Raw genomic sequence first — 19,129 nt, 5'->3', positions numbered from 1 at the left:
CACAAAGGGATGGGGGCACTTACAAAGAGAAAGCTGTTGTAGTTCCGATGAGGTTAAGATAATCACTAAATAAAAAAAATAATTTTCATGTTGATCTTGACAAAAATAAATGGATATACAAATATGAAAATGCATACAATTAATAGGATGAACTGTATATAATAGAATGAGCTAGCAACCTTTAAATTGAAGGATTAAAAATCAGAATCAAGCTATTATAAAAAACATGGGCAGCCAAAGAACTGCAGAGGATTCGAGGGAGCGTTTTTTTGAAAGCTCATAGTTTTTAAATAGTTTTAACCTTTACAACGTGTTTTTTACTTTGCCCCCGGCCAGCTACTGAACTTGTAGTTAAATGTTCAACTTTGCTTGATCCCAAAATGACTTGATCCCAAAATGATCAACTAACACAAACAAGGAGGGTTTTCTAATGTCTACCGAAAAAACTACCAATGGTTGGTTTGTCATCGTTTGCGCTATTTTAATTCAAATCGCATTTGGTGTTGTCTGTGCATGGTCTGCCTTTACCAGAGTCTTGACTGATCCCGACGGGGCCTATCAATCCACTGCACCTCATAGCGCATGGATTCTATCAGCAGGGCTTTTCTTGTTTGCGCAGGTTCTGATCTGGGCCGGCATATGTTCTCATTTCCTTTGGTGATAAATGGTTCTTGTATAATTATTTTTTTTGGTCCGCTTCCTGAGAGAATTGAGAAGGAGGTTTCACCAGGGCGCATCTGCTTAACTGGATTATTGTCGGCATTGTGGTCTGGGTCCGCCTCATTCTTATTGGTTTCCTATATTATTTTACAAGAGCCCCCTATTCAGTTTTCTGAACTGGACAAGGGGGCTTTTTCGGTTAAGGCATGCCTACCGGAAGAATTGCTCTGTTGTATTGTTCGTTGAGAACTTCTGCCATGGCAAGGTAAATAGCACTCAGTCCGCAGATGATGCCTTCAAATCCGGCAATGATTCCAATAAGATGTGAACCTGTCCAGTCTTTGATTGCAAGAAGAAAAAACAATACCGTCAGCGAGGCAAAAACAAACTGAAGGCCTTTGTTTGATTTTAATGTCCCGAAAAACATAAACATTGTAAAGATGCCCCACATCAATAGGTAACAAGCCATGAATTTTGCGGGCGTCGGGTCTGCCCAGCCGAGTTTAGGTAACAGAATAAGCGCTACCAGAGTCAACCAAAAGTGGCCATAGGATATGAAAGCCGTAACGCCAAAAGTGTTACCTTTTCTAAATTCAAGAATTCCGGCGATAATCTGGGCCACGCCCCCGTAAAAAAGACCCATTGCCAGAATCATGGAACTGATTTCAAAAAAACCGGCATTATGAATATTCAAAAGCACAGTTGTCATTCCAAATCCCATTAATCCGAGAGGCCCCGGATTTGCCAACGTGTTGTCTCTCATTATCTTCTCCCGTCTACAAATGATTAAAAAAACTTTAAAAACTTCCCTTAAAAACTCTTTATCAGGTGCTTTCAATCCATCAGGCGATTAACAGAAAATTTTAAAGCATCTGTAATTCTTTCTTAGTCTCTTCTTTCATATCCAGCAGTAACAGGTTGCAACAACAATATTCAAAGTCAGTAAACATACTATAGCAATCATCGTGCCATTTATCGATTAAGGTCTTGTTAAGCCGGTCTATTGCCGTAAGCAACAGACCCATCCACCTATTATCATTGCTAATAATCCAAATAATATAGTTTTGCTGAAAAAAAGACTGTGGTGAGTGACGCCTTTAATGGGAAAGAGGCTTTCTTGTCAAGATTGACCCAAGAAAAACATGACAAGAGATAACATATTGAAATATTTATATAAAAATATAAGAGCGATTTTGTCCCATTTTGAGCCAGGCTAATTCCAAGAGTCATCGTTTATCATCGTTTAGAAGGACGTATCCTGTTAAAGTAAATTCTTCTTGATAAAACCCCACTTTGCATAGGACGGCCATCATGCCATTTGAGAAGGTTCTGCAAGCTTGATTTTTGGTTTCAAGGTATTATAAAAGATGGATTTTATATAGCATTTACGAGCCCGTGGGCCATCATCTTGCGGTAGAGTGTCCTGCGGGAAATGCCTAATTTTTCAGCGGCACTTTCTCTGTGCCACCTGCACTGATTCAGGGCAGAAAGAATAAGTTGTTTCTCGAACTGAGCAGCGGCATCAGTCAGCGGAAGGTCTGTGACTGAATCGGAAACGGCAATAACTCCCGGGGGAGGTTGGAGCGGTATTACAGGGGGATCAATATCCGGGAGCTTCATAAAATCAAGGCTGTTAAAGGTAACATACCTGCGAAGAACATTTTGCAGTTCCCTGACATTTCCGGGCCAGTGGTAATTGTATAGCGTTTTTATGTCTTTTCCGGGCAAGGCATCAAAGTGCAGGGGTGATCCCATCTCACTGAAAAAATAATCGGCAAGAAGGGCAAGGTCTTCCTTACGTTCACGAAGGGGTGGAATATCCACAGGTATCACATATAAGCGGTAAAAAAAATCGCTGCGGAGCCTGCCTTTTTGAACCTCCTCCCATAGATTCTGGTTGCTTGCGGCAACAATCCTGAAATCGGAATAAAGCACATCAGTGCTTCCGACCGGAGAATACCCCCCCCCTTCTATTGCCCGCAAAAGCTTGACCTGCATATTCAAGGAGAGTTCTCCAACCTCATCAAGAAACAGGGTGCCGCCCTGTACATTGGAAAGAAAGCCCTTTTTGTCACTATAGGCGCCGGTAAATGCGCCTTTTATATGGCCAAAAAACTCATTTTCCAGAAGAGATTCGGAGATGGCGCCGCAATTGACAGGGATAAACGGTGCGTCTTTTCTTCGGCTGACATCATGTATAGCCTTTGCAACCAGCTCTTTTCCCACCCCCGATTCACCGTAGATAACAACACTGTCAGCACTGGCTGCCGCCCGTATGATTATGTCATAGACCTCCTGCATTTTCTGGCTTTTGCCAACGATATTGCAGAACTTGAAGCGTTCACCCATTGAGGACTGCAACAGTGAATACTGTTGCTGGAGTTCTTCGGATTCACGCTTCATGGCGTCTTCCTGCATTTTGCGAAGCGTTATGTCCTGAAGCGTTGTGACTGCACCTGTAATGTTGCCGTCATCATCAAAAACAGGGGCCGCCATAAAATAGATATATCTTGGTTTCCCGTTAAAATTTTCAAAATAGTCTGTTGCTTCCCAGGCATTGGGCACAATGCTGGACTGGGCCGGATTTTTTGTATCATAAATTTCAAGGAATTTTTCGTAGTCCTGTTCAACGACAAGATCAGCCAAAACAGGCCGTTTTTTAGAATAAAAAATCTTCCACTGGTGGTCAGTGCCGATAATCTCCTCGGCGGAAACGCCGGTAAGCACTTCACAGGCTTTGTTCCAGACCTTTACCTTATGGTCTGTCCCTATGGCAAACTGGGCGATCGGTGTATATTCAAGCACAATAAAATCCGGTCTTGGGTCTTTAAAGTTTTAATTGCAGTTCTTCCTGTAATTTTAGAACCTCTTTAATTATATTTTTAAGCGTCTCCTGCTCTATTGCCGTAAGATTATTTAACGAGATTGTATTAGACGGCCAGTCATTGTCAAGTATAAGACCGACCTGCCACTTTATTCTCAGATGCATAAGAAAATTATACATCTTTTCAATCTCTTGGGCCTTGCTTTCAGAAATTAAATCATATGCCATCAAATAATTTAACCGCAACATACTATTTGTTTGTTTTATAGAGTGAAACAATGCCTTAGCTCTTAAATACCCGACAATCGGTATCAAAAACTTTTTAATATCAACCCGTTGATTTTCGAATACCGGCTTGCTTGCGGCAACTGTTTTAACCAACTGACTAAAGAATTCATTCTTACCTTTTAACTCTTCATATACTGAATCAATTAGCTGAGATGACAGCTGCCGGCTTCCAAAAACCAAACGCATGTCAAAAAAGAGCGAACTGTCTAGAACATTTAACCCAACAGGGTTGTTAATCCATGTTGAGAATATATGCTTCCATTCATCAATATGGTTGCACCACTCTGGATTTCCTGCCATGAGATCACCTTCGCAGCGGGCATAACCTATCTTATGCAGATTTTCATTTATGATCACCGAAAGGCGTAAAAAGTATTCTTTATTATCATCAGATTGCTCAGCAAAAATTATGGCATTATCCTGGTCGGTTTTAAGTGTTTGTTCACCTCGCCCTTCGCTTCCCATAGCTATAAACGCAAACTCGCAAGGCGGTTCTCCTACTTCGGCGATTGCCATTTCTATCACCCGCTTATTTATGGCATCCGCTATTGACGTAATTATGCGTGATACACTGCTGATATTGTCCGTACTGGTAAATATTGCCTGTATGAGTACCGGTACCTTATTATAGATATTGCGCATATCGCTGATAACATCACACTTTTGTATCTCCTGTATTAAAAATGTCAGTGAGTTATTTTGCATTTCAAGACATTTAAGATAACTAATGTTACCATAAATTCTATTATTCGGATTGGTAATCATAAGGTGCGAGATATTGTGTTCTCTGAACAATAGCACAGCTTCGTACAGTAACGCCCCCTGGTTTATACTAATTACCGGCGATGTCATTAACTTTACTATCGGACTATCCATAGTCATTCCATCGTTCATCAAACGATTTCGGATGTCTTTATCGGTTACAACGCCGACTGTTTCATCGCTGTTTCTTACACTTATGATTTCGCAGCGCTTAGTCTTCATTAGTCCAATAACCTTACCGATCGGCATGTTAATATCACAATTAATATTTTCGTTTACCAGGTTCTTAACCGGCTGGTTCATTAATTGAAGGGAAAGCTGAACATCCTCGGATAATTTCTGGGAATCAAGCCTAAGTCTTTTCTTTTCGGTAATATTTTTTATAACCACTATGTATGCTGTGCTATTGGACTGTTCAACCTGTGTTACATAAGCTATAATATGTTGGTAACCTGCTTTATATTTCAAAAGTTCGGTTTCAAACGCATGGGTTTGATTGGGATTTTTAATTCCTGAAACCATTTCATCCCAGCTCAACTTAAACAACTCTGAGAAATCGGTTCCAACCAGCGACCTGGTTTCATCATCGAGCAGGCTGATAAATTTACTATTAGCAAATACAACCTTACGTTGAACGACCATTAAGGTGCCTTCGGTTGATGCACCCACCAGGCTTTTATATCTCTGATTGGATGATCTTAATTCATTTACGGCATCTTTACGTTTTTGCTCAATTATTCTGGTCTGCTTTAATACATAAACAAGAATCACAATAATAATACCGATAATTAGAACCGATATTCTTAACAGCTTATCCCGCAAACGTTTTATTTCCAGCCTGACATCATCAAGATATATACCGGTGCCGACTATCCAGTTCCAATCCTGATACGCTTTTACATAGGATAATTTCGGCACTTCGGGCGAAGCATCATCTTTCTTTTTCCAATAGTATTGAATTATCCCCTCGCCTTTTTCATTTACCAAATTAGCGGCATCGACAAATAATTTATTCCCATGTTTGTCTGCATAATCAACCAGGTTTTTCCCGTTTAAATCCGAACGATACGGATGATTAATCATTACAGGATCGGTGGTAGTAATCCAGAAATAATTTTTTTGCTCACCTCCATACCTCATTTTGCCCACTTCTTCGGTGGCCAAAACTTTCGCTTCGTCCAGTGTTATCCTGCCGGCTTTATATTCTTCATCATATTCGGACAAAACACTCCAGGCAGTATTCGTTAATTCATGAATCATTTCCTTTTTTCGATCCATAACACTGCTCTCAAACATTGGGATAATAACTGCATAGAACGAAACAATAAACATGACTATACTGACTACAGCCAATACCGTTGATACGACTATACCCGATGTAAACTTTTCATTATTTTCTTCCATATTGTTGTATATCAATGTCATTAATTTGTTGTATTTCAATGTCATTAGCTTAACCCCATCGTTGCAGAAGTCATTTGTCAATGCATCAAATTTAATTTTACCGGTTGGGTTGTGCCCCCGGCTTATAGACCCTCCAATAGACCGATCCGGCAAGAACAGTTTCACCAATTATGTTTCCTAATGTAACAGTTCATATGTTAAGGGTAAACATATTTTTCCAGTTAAGAATAGCCCTTACTTTCACATAGGCGTCAGAGACGTGCTGCACCTTGATATACATATTGTACCTGTGGCCGGACGAGGTGAAATCTCCAAATTCTGCCTATGTTTTATGCTTTGGTTGAAAAAAATAACTTGCTGTTCTGAAAGAAAAAAGCTGATACCCTGAAAATAAAAAAGTAAATTCTAATAAATAGTTCTTGCATTCATTAAAGGAAAGAGGTAGAGAATTTCATCTGGATATTGTTTAGGCAGTGGACCATTTTTCTAACCAAACACTTTAATTGTACCTGGGCGCACCGAAAGGTGCATGCTGAGATCCAACAAAAGATCGGCAGGGTAGCTGAGGAAGAAGAAGGAGATTAAAAGATGGTAGCGCAGAACGGAAAGACGTATTACGAACAACGTAAGAAAGCAAGCGAATTTAAAACTCGAGCTGAGTACCTTGACCATGAACTGACTATTATGAAATTTCGTCGCTGGCGGATCAACCTGCCCTTCCGAGATTACGGCATCGAAATCGAGGACTTTGTGCCGGCCATTGCCGCCACCATTGGAAAGGTGGTAATGGTAACCGCCATGGTCGCGGCCTTCGCAGACCAGTACCATCTTTCACCTGCATTTGTTGCAGAGAACGTCCGGTATGAGATGCTGATCGCAGGAGCTGTCTTTGTCCTGCTTTTTTCGGCATTCCTTAATCCGAATTCAAACCTTGCAGGCACCCACGGCCCGATGATCCCTCTCATCCCCGTTGTCGCTGCGGCCGGCGGGCATCCCCTGGCTCTGGGCATCCTGATAGGCTTATTCGGCCTTATTCTTGCCATTACAAAGGGCGGTTCCAAGCTGATGAATCTGACCGGAATCGGCGTCCGGGGAGGGCTTTTGATCTATCTGGGTGCCGTTGGGCTTATGGGCCAGATCGGCAAACTTGGAAAATGGGCGATAGCAGGCGGCAACGGCGCAGTTTCCTTTGCGGTTATCGGCGTAACAGTACTTGTCTATGCCTATCTGGCACGTATCCAGAAGCGCTGGTTGGCCATCCCGCTTTGTTCCGCCATCGCAGGCATCATCGCATTCACAATGGGCGCTGATTTCAGCTTTTCCACCCCGCCGGGACTTCCCCATTTCGATCCCATGTGGTGGTGGGGTACCAATACAGGGTGGAAGATGGGACTTCCAAATCTCCACCATTTTGTTGCCGTTGTCCCGTTCGCCATTCTGGCCGTTGCCATGTGGTCGCCGGATTACCTTGGACACCGGGTATTCCAGGAACTCAACTACCCGAAAGAGGCCAAAGCCGTACTTATGGACGTGGACGATACCATGATGGTGGCGTCTATTCGCCAGGCCATCGGTTCCTGTCTTGGCGGCGGCAATATCGCCTCCTCCTGGGGGACATACATGATTCCCGCAGCCATTGCCAAGCGTCCCATTCCCGGCGGTGCGATTCTCACCGGTATTTTCTGCGTGGTAGCCGGTATACTCGGCTACCCCATGGACCTTGCCATGTGGGAACCTGTTCTTCGGATCGCGCTTATTGTCGGCGTATTCCTGCCGTTGCTTGAAGCAGGGATGCAGATGGTCAGCAACCATAGAGATTCCCAGAGCGCCGGAACCTGTATTTTTGCCTGCGCTTTTGTCAATCCGGTATTCGGCTGGGCAGCTGCCATGCTCCTGGACAACCTGGGGCTTATCGGCGATACCGAGCGGGCCAAAACGCTCACTTGGAATGAGAAACTTATCATCCCAGGTGCCATGTTCCTCGTCTGTGTCGTTTCCCTTGGGCTGGTGGGTCAGCTCCCCGGGATACCCGGCATATTCTAGAGATTACCGCCGCCCGGTCCGCGGCAACCATTTGAAAAGCCTGTCGATGCCCTGCATCGGCAGGCTTTTTATATTAAGGCTTTGAAACGCAGTCATTTATATGCTAACTTTTTTGTGTTGAAAAAACAGCTCAAGGATACTGGAATGAAACTTGAAGACCATGTAAAGCGGACCGAAGAACTTTTTGGTATACCAGGAAAAGATATACACCAATGGCTTGACGGCTTTTTTGATACAAGCTCTTTTGAAAGACTGCTTGCAGGACAAAGCCCGGCTAATTACGACCCATATTCCCATAGAAAGTTTCGTCATTGCGTTGAAGGGCTGGAAGAAGCTTATGAAAAGTTTGAGGGCAAGTATTCTCGTGAAGACATCAAAAATGTATTTGAAACTCACGTAAAAGATGACTATAGGGGTTACCTTCCCAATAGAGAAGACTTTGAAAACGGTACATTCACAGAGAAATATCACGATGCCGCAGAAACTGAAGATAAAAAAATACTGAGTTTTGAAGAGCTTACTGATTATTTCCAGGGCCGATCCTACACGTATCAAAAGGAAAAAAGCGAAAAATTTTTTGACAGCTTCGGCAGTCGCATTGTGTTGCCGACTATATTGGCAATTATACTCTTTATCGCTTATATATTCTTTTACGTGGTCCCGCTCTTTGAAAATAACATGCTAAGCCAAAAAAAGCTGATGGTAAAGGAGCTGACAGCAACGGCAGCAAGTGTGATTACACACTTTCAGGTATTAGAAGAAAAGGGGGAGCTTACCCCTGAAGAGGCCAAACAGCGTACGATAGATGCTATAAGAACCATGCGCTATGGCAGCCAAAATAAAAATTACTTTTTTATCATTGATATGATCCCTAAAATGATACTGCACCCCTATCGTCCGGAGCTTACAGGCAAGGATTTGAGTGACTATACGGATGAAGAAAATAAAAGCGGCAAAAAACTGTTCGTTGAATCCGTTCGCATTGTAAAATCCAATGGAGAGGGATATTTAAGATATCATTGGCAATGGAAAGATGACCCAAGCAAAACGGCTGAGAAGCTATCGTATGTACAAGGAATTCCCAAACGAGGCTGGATTGTGGGTACAGGTATCTATATCCATGATATTGCTGAAGAAAAAGAGGCGTTGCAACTGCATATTTTCCAAATCGTCGGCGTGACTGTTGACGGGCTATTTATGCTGCTCGCCTATTTTCTTTTACAAAGTAAACGCATTGAAAATGACCGAAAGAGGGCTGTAGCAGGTCTAAAAGAAGTCAAAGACCGCTATCGGGCGCTGGTCGAATCTTCCAATGAAGGTTACCTTCTGACTGTGGACGGCAGAATCATATATTCAAATTTCAAGTTACAACAGATGTTGGGTTTTACCGACACAGAGCTTCATCAAACTGATATCTGGGATATTATCTTTCCTGATATGGAAAATAACAGCAAATTAAGGGAACACCTGATCAATGTATTCCAAAACTGTTCTGATTCCGGGGAATTTGAAGCTGTAGCGGCTGATTCTGTTGGAAATCACATTGATGTTATTATTACGACATCGCGTATATTTCTATCTGAAAAACATGGGCATGTTATTTCCATACGTCCTATTGTTCGTAAAAGCTATATTGGGGTTGGAGTGTCCACAAATCTTCCGACGGATTATAAAACAGTTCATGATTCTCTTATCAAAAAAATCAGGGAGAGTAATAGAATTGGGCATGTTGTCCAAAATATGAATAACCTGCCGGCAATTATTCGAGAAATGATTGATACGGGTGCCAGGCCCAAAGCGTTGTGCAGCATAATTGGTACCACTTATGATGAAGTGATCGTTCGTTGTATCGAGCTGTCAATAGATGAAATCGGTCAGCCACCGGTAGCTTTTGCATTCCTTTCGCTCGGCAGCAATGCAAGGCATGAAATGACCATGTTCTCAGACCAGGATAATGCAATAATTTTTGAAGAGACCACACAAACGGCTGTGGACCTGGACCAAATAAGAGCATATTTTCTGAAGCTTGGGGATAAGGTTTGCGGCAAGCTCAATGCTTCTGGTTATCATTTCTGCCCGGCAGGCATTATGGCTTTACACCCCAAATGGTGTCTTTCTGAAAAAGAATGGCATAATAAATTGAAAAATATAATGAACGACCCCACAGCTGACGGGTTTCTTGAGTTTAACGTATTCTTCGATTTGAAGTGTACTTATGGCAATATTGATTTAGCAAATTCAATACATTCGCAAATTCAATCGTTAATGAAACAGTCCCCTCTATTTATCAATTACTACGCGAAAAATGCTTTAATGCATAAACCGCCTCTTAATGTCTATGGCGGATTGAAAACCGAACGACAAGACGGCGCAAAAACATTGAATCTTAAAGATGCACTGCGTCCCATTGAGGTTTTCTCAAGAATTTATGCTTTAAAGCATGGAATTAACCATGCAAGTACCATTAAAAGATTGGAAGACATCAGAGAACAGGAAGAAATATCCGAAGAATTCTACAAAGAAACGGTCTATATATTTTATAATATATGGCGGTTAAGGTTTTTCAACCAGATTTTTAAACATACCGGTTTAGACAAAGTGACAGATGATTTAGCCGTTGAAGAACTCAATGCTTTAGAGGTTGAACATCTAAAGCAAATGGTTGCCAGGCTCTCAATGCTTAGAAGAAAAATCAGTCTGGATTTCATCGAAAGTCTTCCGGCAGAGAAGATATAACTTGATGATCGGGTATAAGGGACTCTACCGTCCCTTATATTCCAAATTCAGTTTTGTCTGCATGTCGGAAATTAATGAAAAGATTTTCTTTAAAGTTGACTTCTCAATTTCAGTTAACCCGTTAATATTTATAGTATTATCAGGCTTCCTGAATTCTTTTAATGCATTGGTTTGGGTATGAAAACGCAATCCCATTAAAAAATTGTATGCTTGTTTTAACTCCCCATACATGGGTTTTTGAACCACATTCTGATTCAATAATTGTTCAAGCCGTTGCAACGTATTGGTTTCTGCAATTTTGCGTTGCAGGGAAAAAACCTTAATAAACGTAACAACCGGAAGAAGTATTTTTTTTATATCGAATGTTTCGTTATCACCACCGGCAATATTCCCAAAAATGTTTAATGGGGACCTGAACTGAATAACGGTTTGGGCAAGGTGGTAAACAAAAATGGCTTTTTTATCAATAAGCAGGTTTATATGTTTTCTTAGTTCGTCTGTGAAAAAGTTATCGCCATAAATACACCTGAAATCGAAAAAAACGGCGGTGTCTATTATGTTTTGAGGTTCGGGGGTGTTGATCCAGCTTGTAAATTGCTTTTTCCAATCCGATAAGGTTAACGTGTATTTAGGATTTTTGGCCATCATGCCACCTACGCATAACTCATACCCAACATGGGCCAGGTGGTTGTTCACGGTTTCAGCAAATCTCAGGAAATAATTTTTAATCTTGTGGATATTATCTCCCCCGGCATCTTCAAAAATAATGGCATTATCCTGGTCGGTGGCAATGGTTTGTTCTTTTCTTCCTTCGCTGCCCAATGCAACAAAAGCAAACCTGCATGGCGGCTCACCGTGGTCTTCCAACGCAAAAATGATTATACGATTTGTCATTGCATCGGATACTGACGTAATAATATGGGTTATCAATTCAGTTTTATTACCACTTTCCAATAACGCATTTACAAGAATCGGTATCTTGTCATAGATCTTTTTAAGTTCATTAACATCTTCGGCATAGTCAATTTCACCGAGGATGTAGCTTAATGAATTATGCTGGATTTCAAGGATATCTTTACGGCTGAGAACACCGATAATTTTATTTTTGTCATTTTTTACAGCCAGATGGCTGATGTTCTGTTTTCTGAATTCCAAAACAACTTCATAAAGTAAGGCGGTATTTGAAATGGAAATAATTGGGGAAGTCATCACGTCCACAAGTGGGCACTTTCCATCTTTATTTTTTGCTAAAACGCGTTTACGCAGGTCACTATCATCAACAACGCCGAGCATTTTATCATTATCGGCAATGAAAATGAGCGTCATCTTTTTCCGGTCCATTAATGAGGCGGCTTCAGCTACTGTTGTTTCCAGGTTGCTTTTTACAATCGGCTTTACAAACTGGGAGATCGGCTGGTTCATTAATATCAGCGAGCTTTGAAGTTCGCTGCTTAAATTCTGGACGATTTTTTCTGTCTGCTTTTTTCGTGATACATCCTTTGTGACCACAACATATGTTTCCTGTTCTTCAAAAAAAATTCTTGTTACCGAGAGTACAACATCATGAAACAGATCTTCACCTTGTTTTATCTGGGTTTCAATGGAGATGGATTTGTTGGTTTTTGCGATGGACTTTGAAACGTTGTCCCAACTGATGCTGAAAATATCCTCAAAATTAGATGCAACAAGCTCTTTATGTGTTTTTCCGGTGAGTTGTTCAAACATGTGATTGGAAAAAATGATCCTGCTGTCTTTGATCATAATTGTCCCTTCAGATGAAGCTTCCACTAGTGTTTTATACTTTTGCCTTGATTGTAAAAGGTCATCTTCGGCCATTTTTCGCCTGGCTTCAATTTTGAGGCTTTGCAATATTATAAAAGCAAGGATAAGTATAACTATTGCTGATATGATTAGTGAAATCCTTGTCAACCTTCCTTTTAAAGCACCTATTTCAGCTTGTACATCATCCAAATAAATACCGGTTCCTATGATCCATCCCCAGTTTTGAAAGCCCTTTACATAAGATAGCTTTGGAACAATTTGAGTGGAATCGTCTTTCCATTGCCACATGTAGTTGATAAACCCTTCGTCCATTGTTTTTACAACTTTGATTGCTTCAATAAACAACCTGACCCCATTGGGGTCTTTATAGTCATCTAACATTAAATCAATCATTTCAGGACGATAGGGGTGCATGACCATAACCGGTTTCATGTCAATAATCCAGAAATAATCTTTTCCATCGGCACCATACCGCATTTTCCCAATTTTTTTTGCAGCAAGGCGTTGAGCTTCCTCAATCGTAATCAAAGAATCTTTGTAGTCATCATCATATTCTTTGATTAAACTCCATGCGGTATTGGTCAGCTCCCTGATCATTTCCTTTTTTTTGTTCATCATGTTTTTTTCGAATGATGGTATTATAATCACATACATTGAGGTGATAAAAAGCAAAATGGTAAGTATGGACGGGACGATAATAGAGAAAAAAAATTTTCGTATGACTTTGTTTGACATGGCGTGTTTATTCTTTAGTCTTTTAGGAACGGGTCTTAAATAACTTGCCCATTTTGCTTTATCCGAAAGCACGGGCGTACGAACCGCAGTAAAGATGCAGGCGGTACCGCCCGCGCTCCCCGCTTAAATTATTCCGGACTCATTCCTTAGTTAAAGGTTAAAATACCGCAATGTTATTGCAGACGTTTTAATCCGCATATAATTTAGGGACTTAAAAAAAATAACTCCCTATATTGTTTGTCTTTTTATCCATATCACGCGTTTCGCCAATGGGTACAGATTTGAATATGAGCATAGACCGAAGACGAAAGCCATAAGCTTCCTGAAAATTAAAGTTTCATACTTTTAATTTGTTGCGTTTCGTCTTCTGGCCCAATAGTACTGTAATAATACTGTTTTGCAAATTTAATCCGTAATTCTTAAAATTATATATGTTACATACCATAGAAGTTCATTTAAGGAAAGGATAGTAATTCTCTTATAAATCCGGTTCGTTGGGGAAGGTGTATATCGGGTCCCTCCCCCAAAAACCGTTATAATAGAAACAATGCCTACAGGTTGCCTGTCAATGACCGAGAGAGCACATCCAGATAGAAGCGAGCATGGCTGATGGGAGCAGCTATATTGGCCCGATGGTTGGCTAATATGCCGTCCGGGCTGCCTTCCAGAACGATCCAGGGTTCCAGGCTTGAGGCATGGTGAAGAGCGTCAATAGCGTGATGGAGCACATCCATGCCCTGAACAGATCCGATGGTGTCGTCACAATCTACGGCTACCGCTGCAAGGATGGTGCCCATGCAACTGGCCACACCCTTAGTGTAGTAAAAAATATCATCAGCCTTGAAGGTACTCATCTTCCCCACGTTCTTAACCAGATTTTCATCGCAACTGCCCAGAATACTTTCGTATGCCTTAAACAGAGGAACCAGGTTATCAACGCGGCGATAAAAATGCTCTTCCCCTCTATTCAACATGTTTTGATAATTTCGCCACCCGTCCAACCCTTCCTGATATTTGCCTTCAGCCGAAGGAAACATAAATTCGGAGGGTTTGATCATGAATGCGTTCATGGCGTATTCCAGACTGGGAACATAGGCGTCAGTGCTTCCGGTCCGTGACAGATTTTCGGCCAGGGCCACAGCTGTTCTGCGAGTCACCTCCAAAACACCAAGTTGCAGATTCTTAATATTATCGGCAATTCTAATGATGTCATTGGGCCGCCATCCCAAGAACCTGTGGTTTAATTCATAATCAAGGGGCTGGATGCAGGCTTCCACAAAGGCGACCCCCCGGGGACCTGTGCGCACCGGCGCGGCATGTGTCGTCCCATGTTCAACTGTCGGTGTTGCGTGTTCAACGGCTGGGGCTGCCTGTTCGGCCACCGGTGTTACATGACCGGCTGTCGGTGCTGCAGTCGAATGAATGGTCACTTTAGTTTCATGGGCGGTTTTATTAAAAGCCGTGTCAGTTTCAGAGGCGGTGTGGTTTAGGGGATCGGCAACATGCTGAGCGGTTTTTTGGGAATCGTGGTTTTGCGCAGTGGGCTGATGCGTGGTCAAGGGCAAGACACTATGCGTTTCGTCCGTCACCGCCTCGTGAAGAAGATCAGGGGCCGCGTCTGTTTCCTGGGCAATTGGGGAATTATGGGTTTCCACGTCCTTTTCTGCAGAATAATCAGCCCACCAATTCATACCCCACCATGCGGCATACCCTGAAATACCCAGGATGAACACAGTGAGAAAAAACCATTTGGATATGATTATCTTCATCAAAAAACTCTTTTTCTTTACCGCATCTCCACCATTGCCGGCATTCTTTGCCTCTTCCATATTTTTCTCCCTGCCAATAAAAAAAGTTTGTGGGTCAAGCATCTCTGTGCTTACGTGTATCGCCAACCTGGATGGTCACGTTCCGGGCATCAAAATATTTCAGCAAGCGGATCAAATATTTCCACGACACCTCCGCAATCTCCTTAAACTGTGGCGTTGACAAAGGATTAAGAACCTCCTTTTCCTTATTTAGCAAGGTATAACAAAGAATAAAAAGATTATCAAGAGCTTGAAATTTAGTCCCGGCCGGGTACGCCCAAAGGGGTTTATGGAATAACAGCCGGGAATAAGAGAGGCAAAACGGCCCGGTTTGCTGCCGTTGGGAACACCGTAACAGATCAGGCCTTTTTAAATAATAACATCTTGCCAGGGCAAATCCTTTTTATCGGCTTCACGTGATGAACGCTTTCTTCTCCATTCTTTCAAATCATGTTCGGACATGCTCCGGAAACTGCCCAATGCCTCCCGAATGTCGTGGGTGGCGTCATCATTGACCTGCCGAATGTCAAACAGATCCAGCTTGAGCTCATAAAGGGTATAATCGCCTTTATTTTCTTTCAAATGCAGATACACCAGATCTCGGATAGCGCTCCAACTGTCTTTGCGGGTTTGGTCGGCAATTGGAGTGAGGGTATCGATATCTTGCAGTCTATTCTTGCGAAATTTTAGTTCGAGCTTTTTCTGGGGAAAAGCCAGCCATAAACCCATAATCAAGCCGGCACCAATACCGCCCGCAGACAACAGGGTGGTAGGATCGGCCATTCCGACCAGCGTCATCAAGAGAAAGGCAATCAGGCCGCCTCCAAGAAGGCTGATCAGCAACCCGATAAATATTTTTTGTATGCGGAACTTTTGTAATTCCAGATTAAAAGCCTGGAGCGCTTCAATGTAGTGTGCCAGACGCTCCCCGTGAATTTCCAAATAAGTGGCCAGATGATCCAGCCTGCGCAGAGGGGTCTGTAGAATGGTTTGTTTGAGATCTTCACGCTGATTTTCAAGAAGGGGGAGAAACGCGGGCGCGGATACTTTGCTGATGGCAGCTGCGTTGGACGAATAGGTCATCCGAATCATGGGGATATCCTTTCGCCCGGTAATCTGGGACAGATTCCAGCACAGGGTTCCATAAACCCGCAACAGATCATTAAAAGTGGTGCATTCATCAATTCGGTTGAGCACAAAGATGATCCGGTCTTCAAAGGTATGGGCGGTCAGGGTTTCTCGAATGCTTTTATAGGCCTCCCGCACGGTTCCGGCCTTATGGGCGTCGAACAGAACCAGCACGAGTCCGGCTTTCTGTGCCAGATCGCCAAGGACCTCTTGGTAATCATATCCCCGGTCCCGCTCGGAAATGCTGTCAAGCATACCTGGGGTATCAATAATGGCCAGATTTTTCAAAAAAGGCGAATTGATTTTTTTCAGTTGAAAATGGGCTGCAAAACGCTGGCCGTGTTTGCGAAGGGTGGAAAAAGGGTATTCAGGGTCATTGAGCAGGGCCTTACCGTCTCGCTGTTCCACCACCCGTATCCCTTCGGTTTCCGGAACGGAATCATCATAGGTCAGTACGGTGAATGAATCATCAGTAGGCGCCTGGCCTGTATCCTGAATCTTTGCGCCTAAAAATTCATTGATCAAAGAAGATTTACCGGATGAATAATTGCCGATGACCAGCACCATGGGACGCCATTTTACGTTGGTCTCCAGAGGCATATCACTGTAACCGTATCTTCGGGCCGCCGGTGTCAGGTGCCTGGTTATGGTATCCACGATATCTTCCCGAAGGGCATTCATATAATTTTCACGATCCATGGATTTCTCCAAAATAATATTCAGATTAAAATGTGCCGCTCAAAAATGATATCAGGCGACAGATATTGCCATTCATTCAGCGAGTCGAGTATAGAAAAACAGCACAAGGGTGTCAATTTGATTTATTGCCCCGGGCGGTTGTTTCACTAAAACCTCCCACGCTGCCCCAATGTTATAAATTTTTCCGCAAGTCAACAACACTGAAAATTTTGATATAAAATGCTGTATTTTTGTTATATTATATCTATGCTGAAAATTTAAGTTTACGTTGTTTCTAAAATACTTGCCCTGTTTGCCCTACATACAGTTTAAAAGCGGCGATTAAAAGCTTTCAACACTTTTTTAAAGGATGAAATATGAGTCAGGACTATTTTCTATTCCTATCGAATATTGAGCCTTTTTCTTTTTTACCTGAAAAAGAGATTAAACATGTAGCTGATTTGATTCAAGTAGAATTGTATAATAAAAAAAAAATCTTGTTTCACCAGGGCATATCAATATTAGAAAAAGTATATATTTTAAAAGAAGGTACGGCAAAGCGTTTTTATGAAGATATAAATAAGAAAATAGTAACGATTGCTTTACATAAAGGTGAAGTTTTTGGCGGGATATCAATCCTTTTAAATGAGTCTGTCGCTATAAGGTCTTTGGAAATACGGGAGAATACTTCTTTTTATACAATTCCTAAAAACGTTTTTATATCTTTATGTGATCAATATGAAGACTTTAAATATCATTTTACCAATATATTCGGTAAAAGAATGCTCGATAAAACCTATTTAAGTCTCATTGCAACAAAAAAAAATGATAATAAAGATCAGTCTATACAATTTTTTAGTAATTCCATATCAAGCGTGATACGACAGGATATACTTTTCTGCGGTGCAAACAATTCCATAAAAGATGCTGCAATTCTAATGAAGCAACACAGATGCAGTTCTATTCTGATAAAACAGGAAGGCAAATTTATAGGTATTGTTACAGATCAGGATTTCAAGAACAGGGTTGTTGCTGCCGATTTAAAAATTTCAAATCCTATTTCTGATATAATGTCTTATCCTTTAATAAGCATATCAGAGCATTCAAGTGTATTTGAAGCTTTCATCAAAATAATGAAAACAGGAGTAAAACATTTAGCAATTATTAACAATGGAAATGATGCAATAGGCGTGATTTCAAATAGCGATCTTATAAATGCCCAGGGCAAACTTCCTTTTTTATTTATAAAGGAGATAAATAAGGCAGTATCTTATGAGGAAATATCAAAAAAACAAAAACAGCTTCCCCAAAGCATTTATACTTTAATAAATCAGGGGGCAAAAGCCCAAAATATAAATAACTTTGTTACGGCAATAACAGATGCGATTTTAGAGAAACTGATAAAGTTTGCCATACAGGAAATAGGACAACCTCCTGTCAAATTTTCTTTTATGGTCATGGGAAGTGAAGGAAGAAAAGAGCAGACGCTTAAAACAGACCAGGACAATGCAATTATTTTTGAGGATGTAAATAAGGAAAATTTGGAATCCGTAAATGCATATTTCTTAACCTTAGGCGAACACGTATGTAAAATGCTTGATAAAACAGGATATGATTTTTGTAAAGGTGACATCATGGCAAAAAATCCAAAATGGTGTCAGCCTCTTTCTGTATGGAAAAGCTATTTTAAAGACTGGATTTATAACGCAAGTCCTGAGACGCTTCTCAGGACAAGCATTTTCTTTGATTTTCGTATTGGATATGGAGATATTAGTTTAGTAAATACGCTTAGAAAGTGTCTATTTGATTTTTTGGGCGACCGGAAAGTATTTTTCAGGTATATGGCTGAAAACACATCTCACTTTAGAATACCCATAGGCTTTTTCGGTAACTTTATTGTTGAACCTAAAGGTAAATTTAAAAATACGTTTGATATTAAAAAAGTTATGATGCTTGTGGTGGATTTTGCCAGAATATATGCGCTGCAAAACAAGATATCTGCTACAAATACTATGGAACGATTAGAGTTGCTATATAAAAAAAATGTAATAAACGAATCCGATTATAATGATATAAGCCATTCTTATAGCTATATGATGAATTTAAGATTTATAAATCAAATTCATGGCATCATCAATGAAGGCAGAGAACCTGATAATAATATTAATCCTAAAAAGCTATCAAGAATAGAGCAGCAGACATTAAAAGAAATATTTAAAAAGACAGAAAAAATGGCAAAACTTCAACAGGAGTTTTTGGCAGTAATGTAATTGAAAAATTC

11 protein-coding genes are annotated in these 19,129 nt (G+C 41.2%); 4 read left to right on the top strand and 7 right to left on the bottom strand.

What is annotated here, in order from left to right:
• Positions 1-430 precede the first annotated feature (430 nt).
• Positions 431-661, top strand: coding sequence for a hypothetical protein (locus B147_RS0108975; RefSeq protein ID WP_020586879.1), 231 nt, complete (start codon positions 431-433; stop codon positions 659-661).
• Between the two features lie 198 nt (positions 662-859).
• Here the strand turns inward: B147_RS0108975 and satP are convergent, their stop codons facing one another.
• The 3 genes from satP to B147_RS0108955 form a co-directional block, all read right to left on the bottom strand.
• Positions 860-1,423, bottom strand: a complete 564-nt coding sequence (gene satP / locus B147_RS0108970) for an acetate uptake transporter (protein ID WP_020586878.1) — start codon at positions 1,421-1,423, stop codon at positions 860-862.
• Between the two features lie 611 nt (positions 1,424-2,034).
• Positions 2,035-3,465 carry a sigma-54 interaction domain-containing protein gene (locus B147_RS0108960; RefSeq protein ID WP_020586876.1) on the bottom strand — a complete coding sequence of 477 codons (1,431 nt, stop codon included), beginning with the start codon at positions 3,463-3,465 and terminating at the stop codon, positions 2,035-2,037.
• A 22-nt stretch (positions 3,466-3,487) separates the two neighbouring features.
• A complete protein-coding gene (locus B147_RS0108955; protein WP_157237829.1) occupies positions 3,488-6,103 on the bottom strand; it encodes a DUF294 nucleotidyltransferase-like domain-containing protein in 2,616 nt (871 codons plus the stop codon).
• Positions 6,104-6,526: 423 nt separating this feature from the next.
• Between B147_RS0108955 and B147_RS0108950 the strand changes: the two genes are divergently transcribed.
• Together B147_RS0108950 and B147_RS0108945 are read left to right on the top strand one after the other, a co-directional pair.
• A complete protein-coding gene (locus B147_RS0108950) occupies positions 6,527-7,981 on the top strand; it encodes a DUF3360 family protein (protein WP_020586874.1) in 1,455 nt (484 codons plus the stop codon).
• Positions 7,982-8,125: 144 nt separating this feature from the next.
• Complete coding sequence (locus tag B147_RS0108945; RefSeq protein WP_020586873.1) at positions 8,126-10,717, top strand: DUF294 nucleotidyltransferase-like domain-containing protein; 2,592 nt, start codon at positions 8,126-8,128, stop codon at positions 10,715-10,717.
• Positions 10,718-10,741: 24 nt separating this feature from the next.
• Here B147_RS0108945 and B147_RS0108940 read toward each other — a convergent pair whose 3' ends face one another.
• The 4 genes from B147_RS0108940 to B147_RS27940 form a co-directional block, all read right to left on the bottom strand.
• The gene (locus B147_RS0108940; protein ID WP_281167877.1) at positions 10,742-13,153 is read right to left on the bottom strand and encodes a DUF294 nucleotidyltransferase-like domain-containing protein; all 2,412 of its coding nucleotides are present in this window, start codon (positions 13,151-13,153) and stop codon (positions 10,742-10,744) included.
• Positions 13,154-13,785: 632 nt separating this feature from the next.
• A complete protein-coding gene (locus B147_RS0108935; protein ID WP_033397127.1) occupies positions 13,786-15,063 on the bottom strand; it encodes a DUF2333 family protein in 1,278 nt (425 codons plus the stop codon).
• A 34-nt stretch (positions 15,064-15,097) separates the two neighbouring features.
• On the bottom strand, positions 15,098-15,226 hold the full coding sequence (locus tag B147_RS32870; RefSeq protein WP_020586870.1) for a SelB domain-containing protein: 129 nt from the start codon (positions 15,224-15,226) through the stop codon (positions 15,098-15,100).
• A gap of 185 nt (positions 15,227-15,411) precedes the next feature.
• On the bottom strand, positions 15,412-16,869 hold the full coding sequence (locus tag B147_RS27940; protein ID WP_020586869.1) for a dynamin family protein: 1,458 nt from the start codon (positions 16,867-16,869) through the stop codon (positions 15,412-15,414).
• 356 nt (positions 16,870-17,225) lie between these two features.
• Here B147_RS27940 and B147_RS0108920 point away from each other — a divergent pair, with 356 nt between their 5' ends.
• The gene (locus tag B147_RS0108920; RefSeq protein WP_020586868.1) at positions 17,226-19,118 is read left to right on the top strand and encodes a DUF294 nucleotidyltransferase-like domain-containing protein; all 1,893 of its coding nucleotides are present in this window, start codon (positions 17,226-17,228) and stop codon (positions 19,116-19,118) included.
• Positions 19,119-19,129: the final 11 nt, after the last annotated feature.

Origin of the sequence: Desulfobacter curvatus DSM 3379, from assembly GCF_000373985.1 — a bacterium.
Lineage (GTDB): Bacteria > Desulfobacterota > Desulfobacteria > Desulfobacterales > Desulfobacteraceae > Desulfobacter > Desulfobacter curvatus.
The sequence above is the reverse complement of the archived record's forward strand: the minus strand, read 5'-3'. Positions and strand labels throughout refer to the sequence as shown.

What these genes read in the sequence shown, in the direction of transcription:
- B147_RS0108945 (WP_020586873.1), top strand. Translation starts at nt 8,126, where the DNA reads ATGAAACTTGAAGACCATGTAAAGCGGACCGAAGAACTTTTTGGTATA.
- B147_RS0108920 (WP_020586868.1), top strand. Translation starts at nt 17,226, where the DNA reads ATGAGTCAGGACTATTTTCTATTCCTATCGAATATTGAGCCTTTTTCT.
- B147_RS0108940 (WP_281167877.1), bottom strand. Translation starts at nt 13,153, where the DNA reads ATGTATGTGATTATAATACCATCATTCGAAAAAAACATGATGAACAAA.
- B147_RS27940 (WP_020586869.1), bottom strand. Translation starts at nt 16,869, where the DNA reads ATGGATCGTGAAAATTATATGAATGCCCTTCGGGAAGATATCGTGGAT.
- B147_RS0108935 (WP_033397127.1), bottom strand. Translation starts at nt 15,063, where the DNA reads ATGGAAGAGGCAAAGAATGCCGGCAATGGTGGAGATGCGGTAAAGAAA.
- satP (WP_020586878.1), bottom strand. Translation starts at nt 1,423, where the DNA reads ATGAGAGACAACACGTTGGCAAATCCGGGGCCTCTCGGATTAATGGGA.
- B147_RS0108975 (WP_020586879.1), top strand. Translation starts at nt 431, where the DNA reads ATGTCTACCGAAAAAACTACCAATGGTTGGTTTGTCATCGTTTGCGCT.
- B147_RS0108950 (WP_020586874.1), top strand. Translation starts at nt 6,527, where the DNA reads ATGGTAGCGCAGAACGGAAAGACGTATTACGAACAACGTAAGAAAGCA.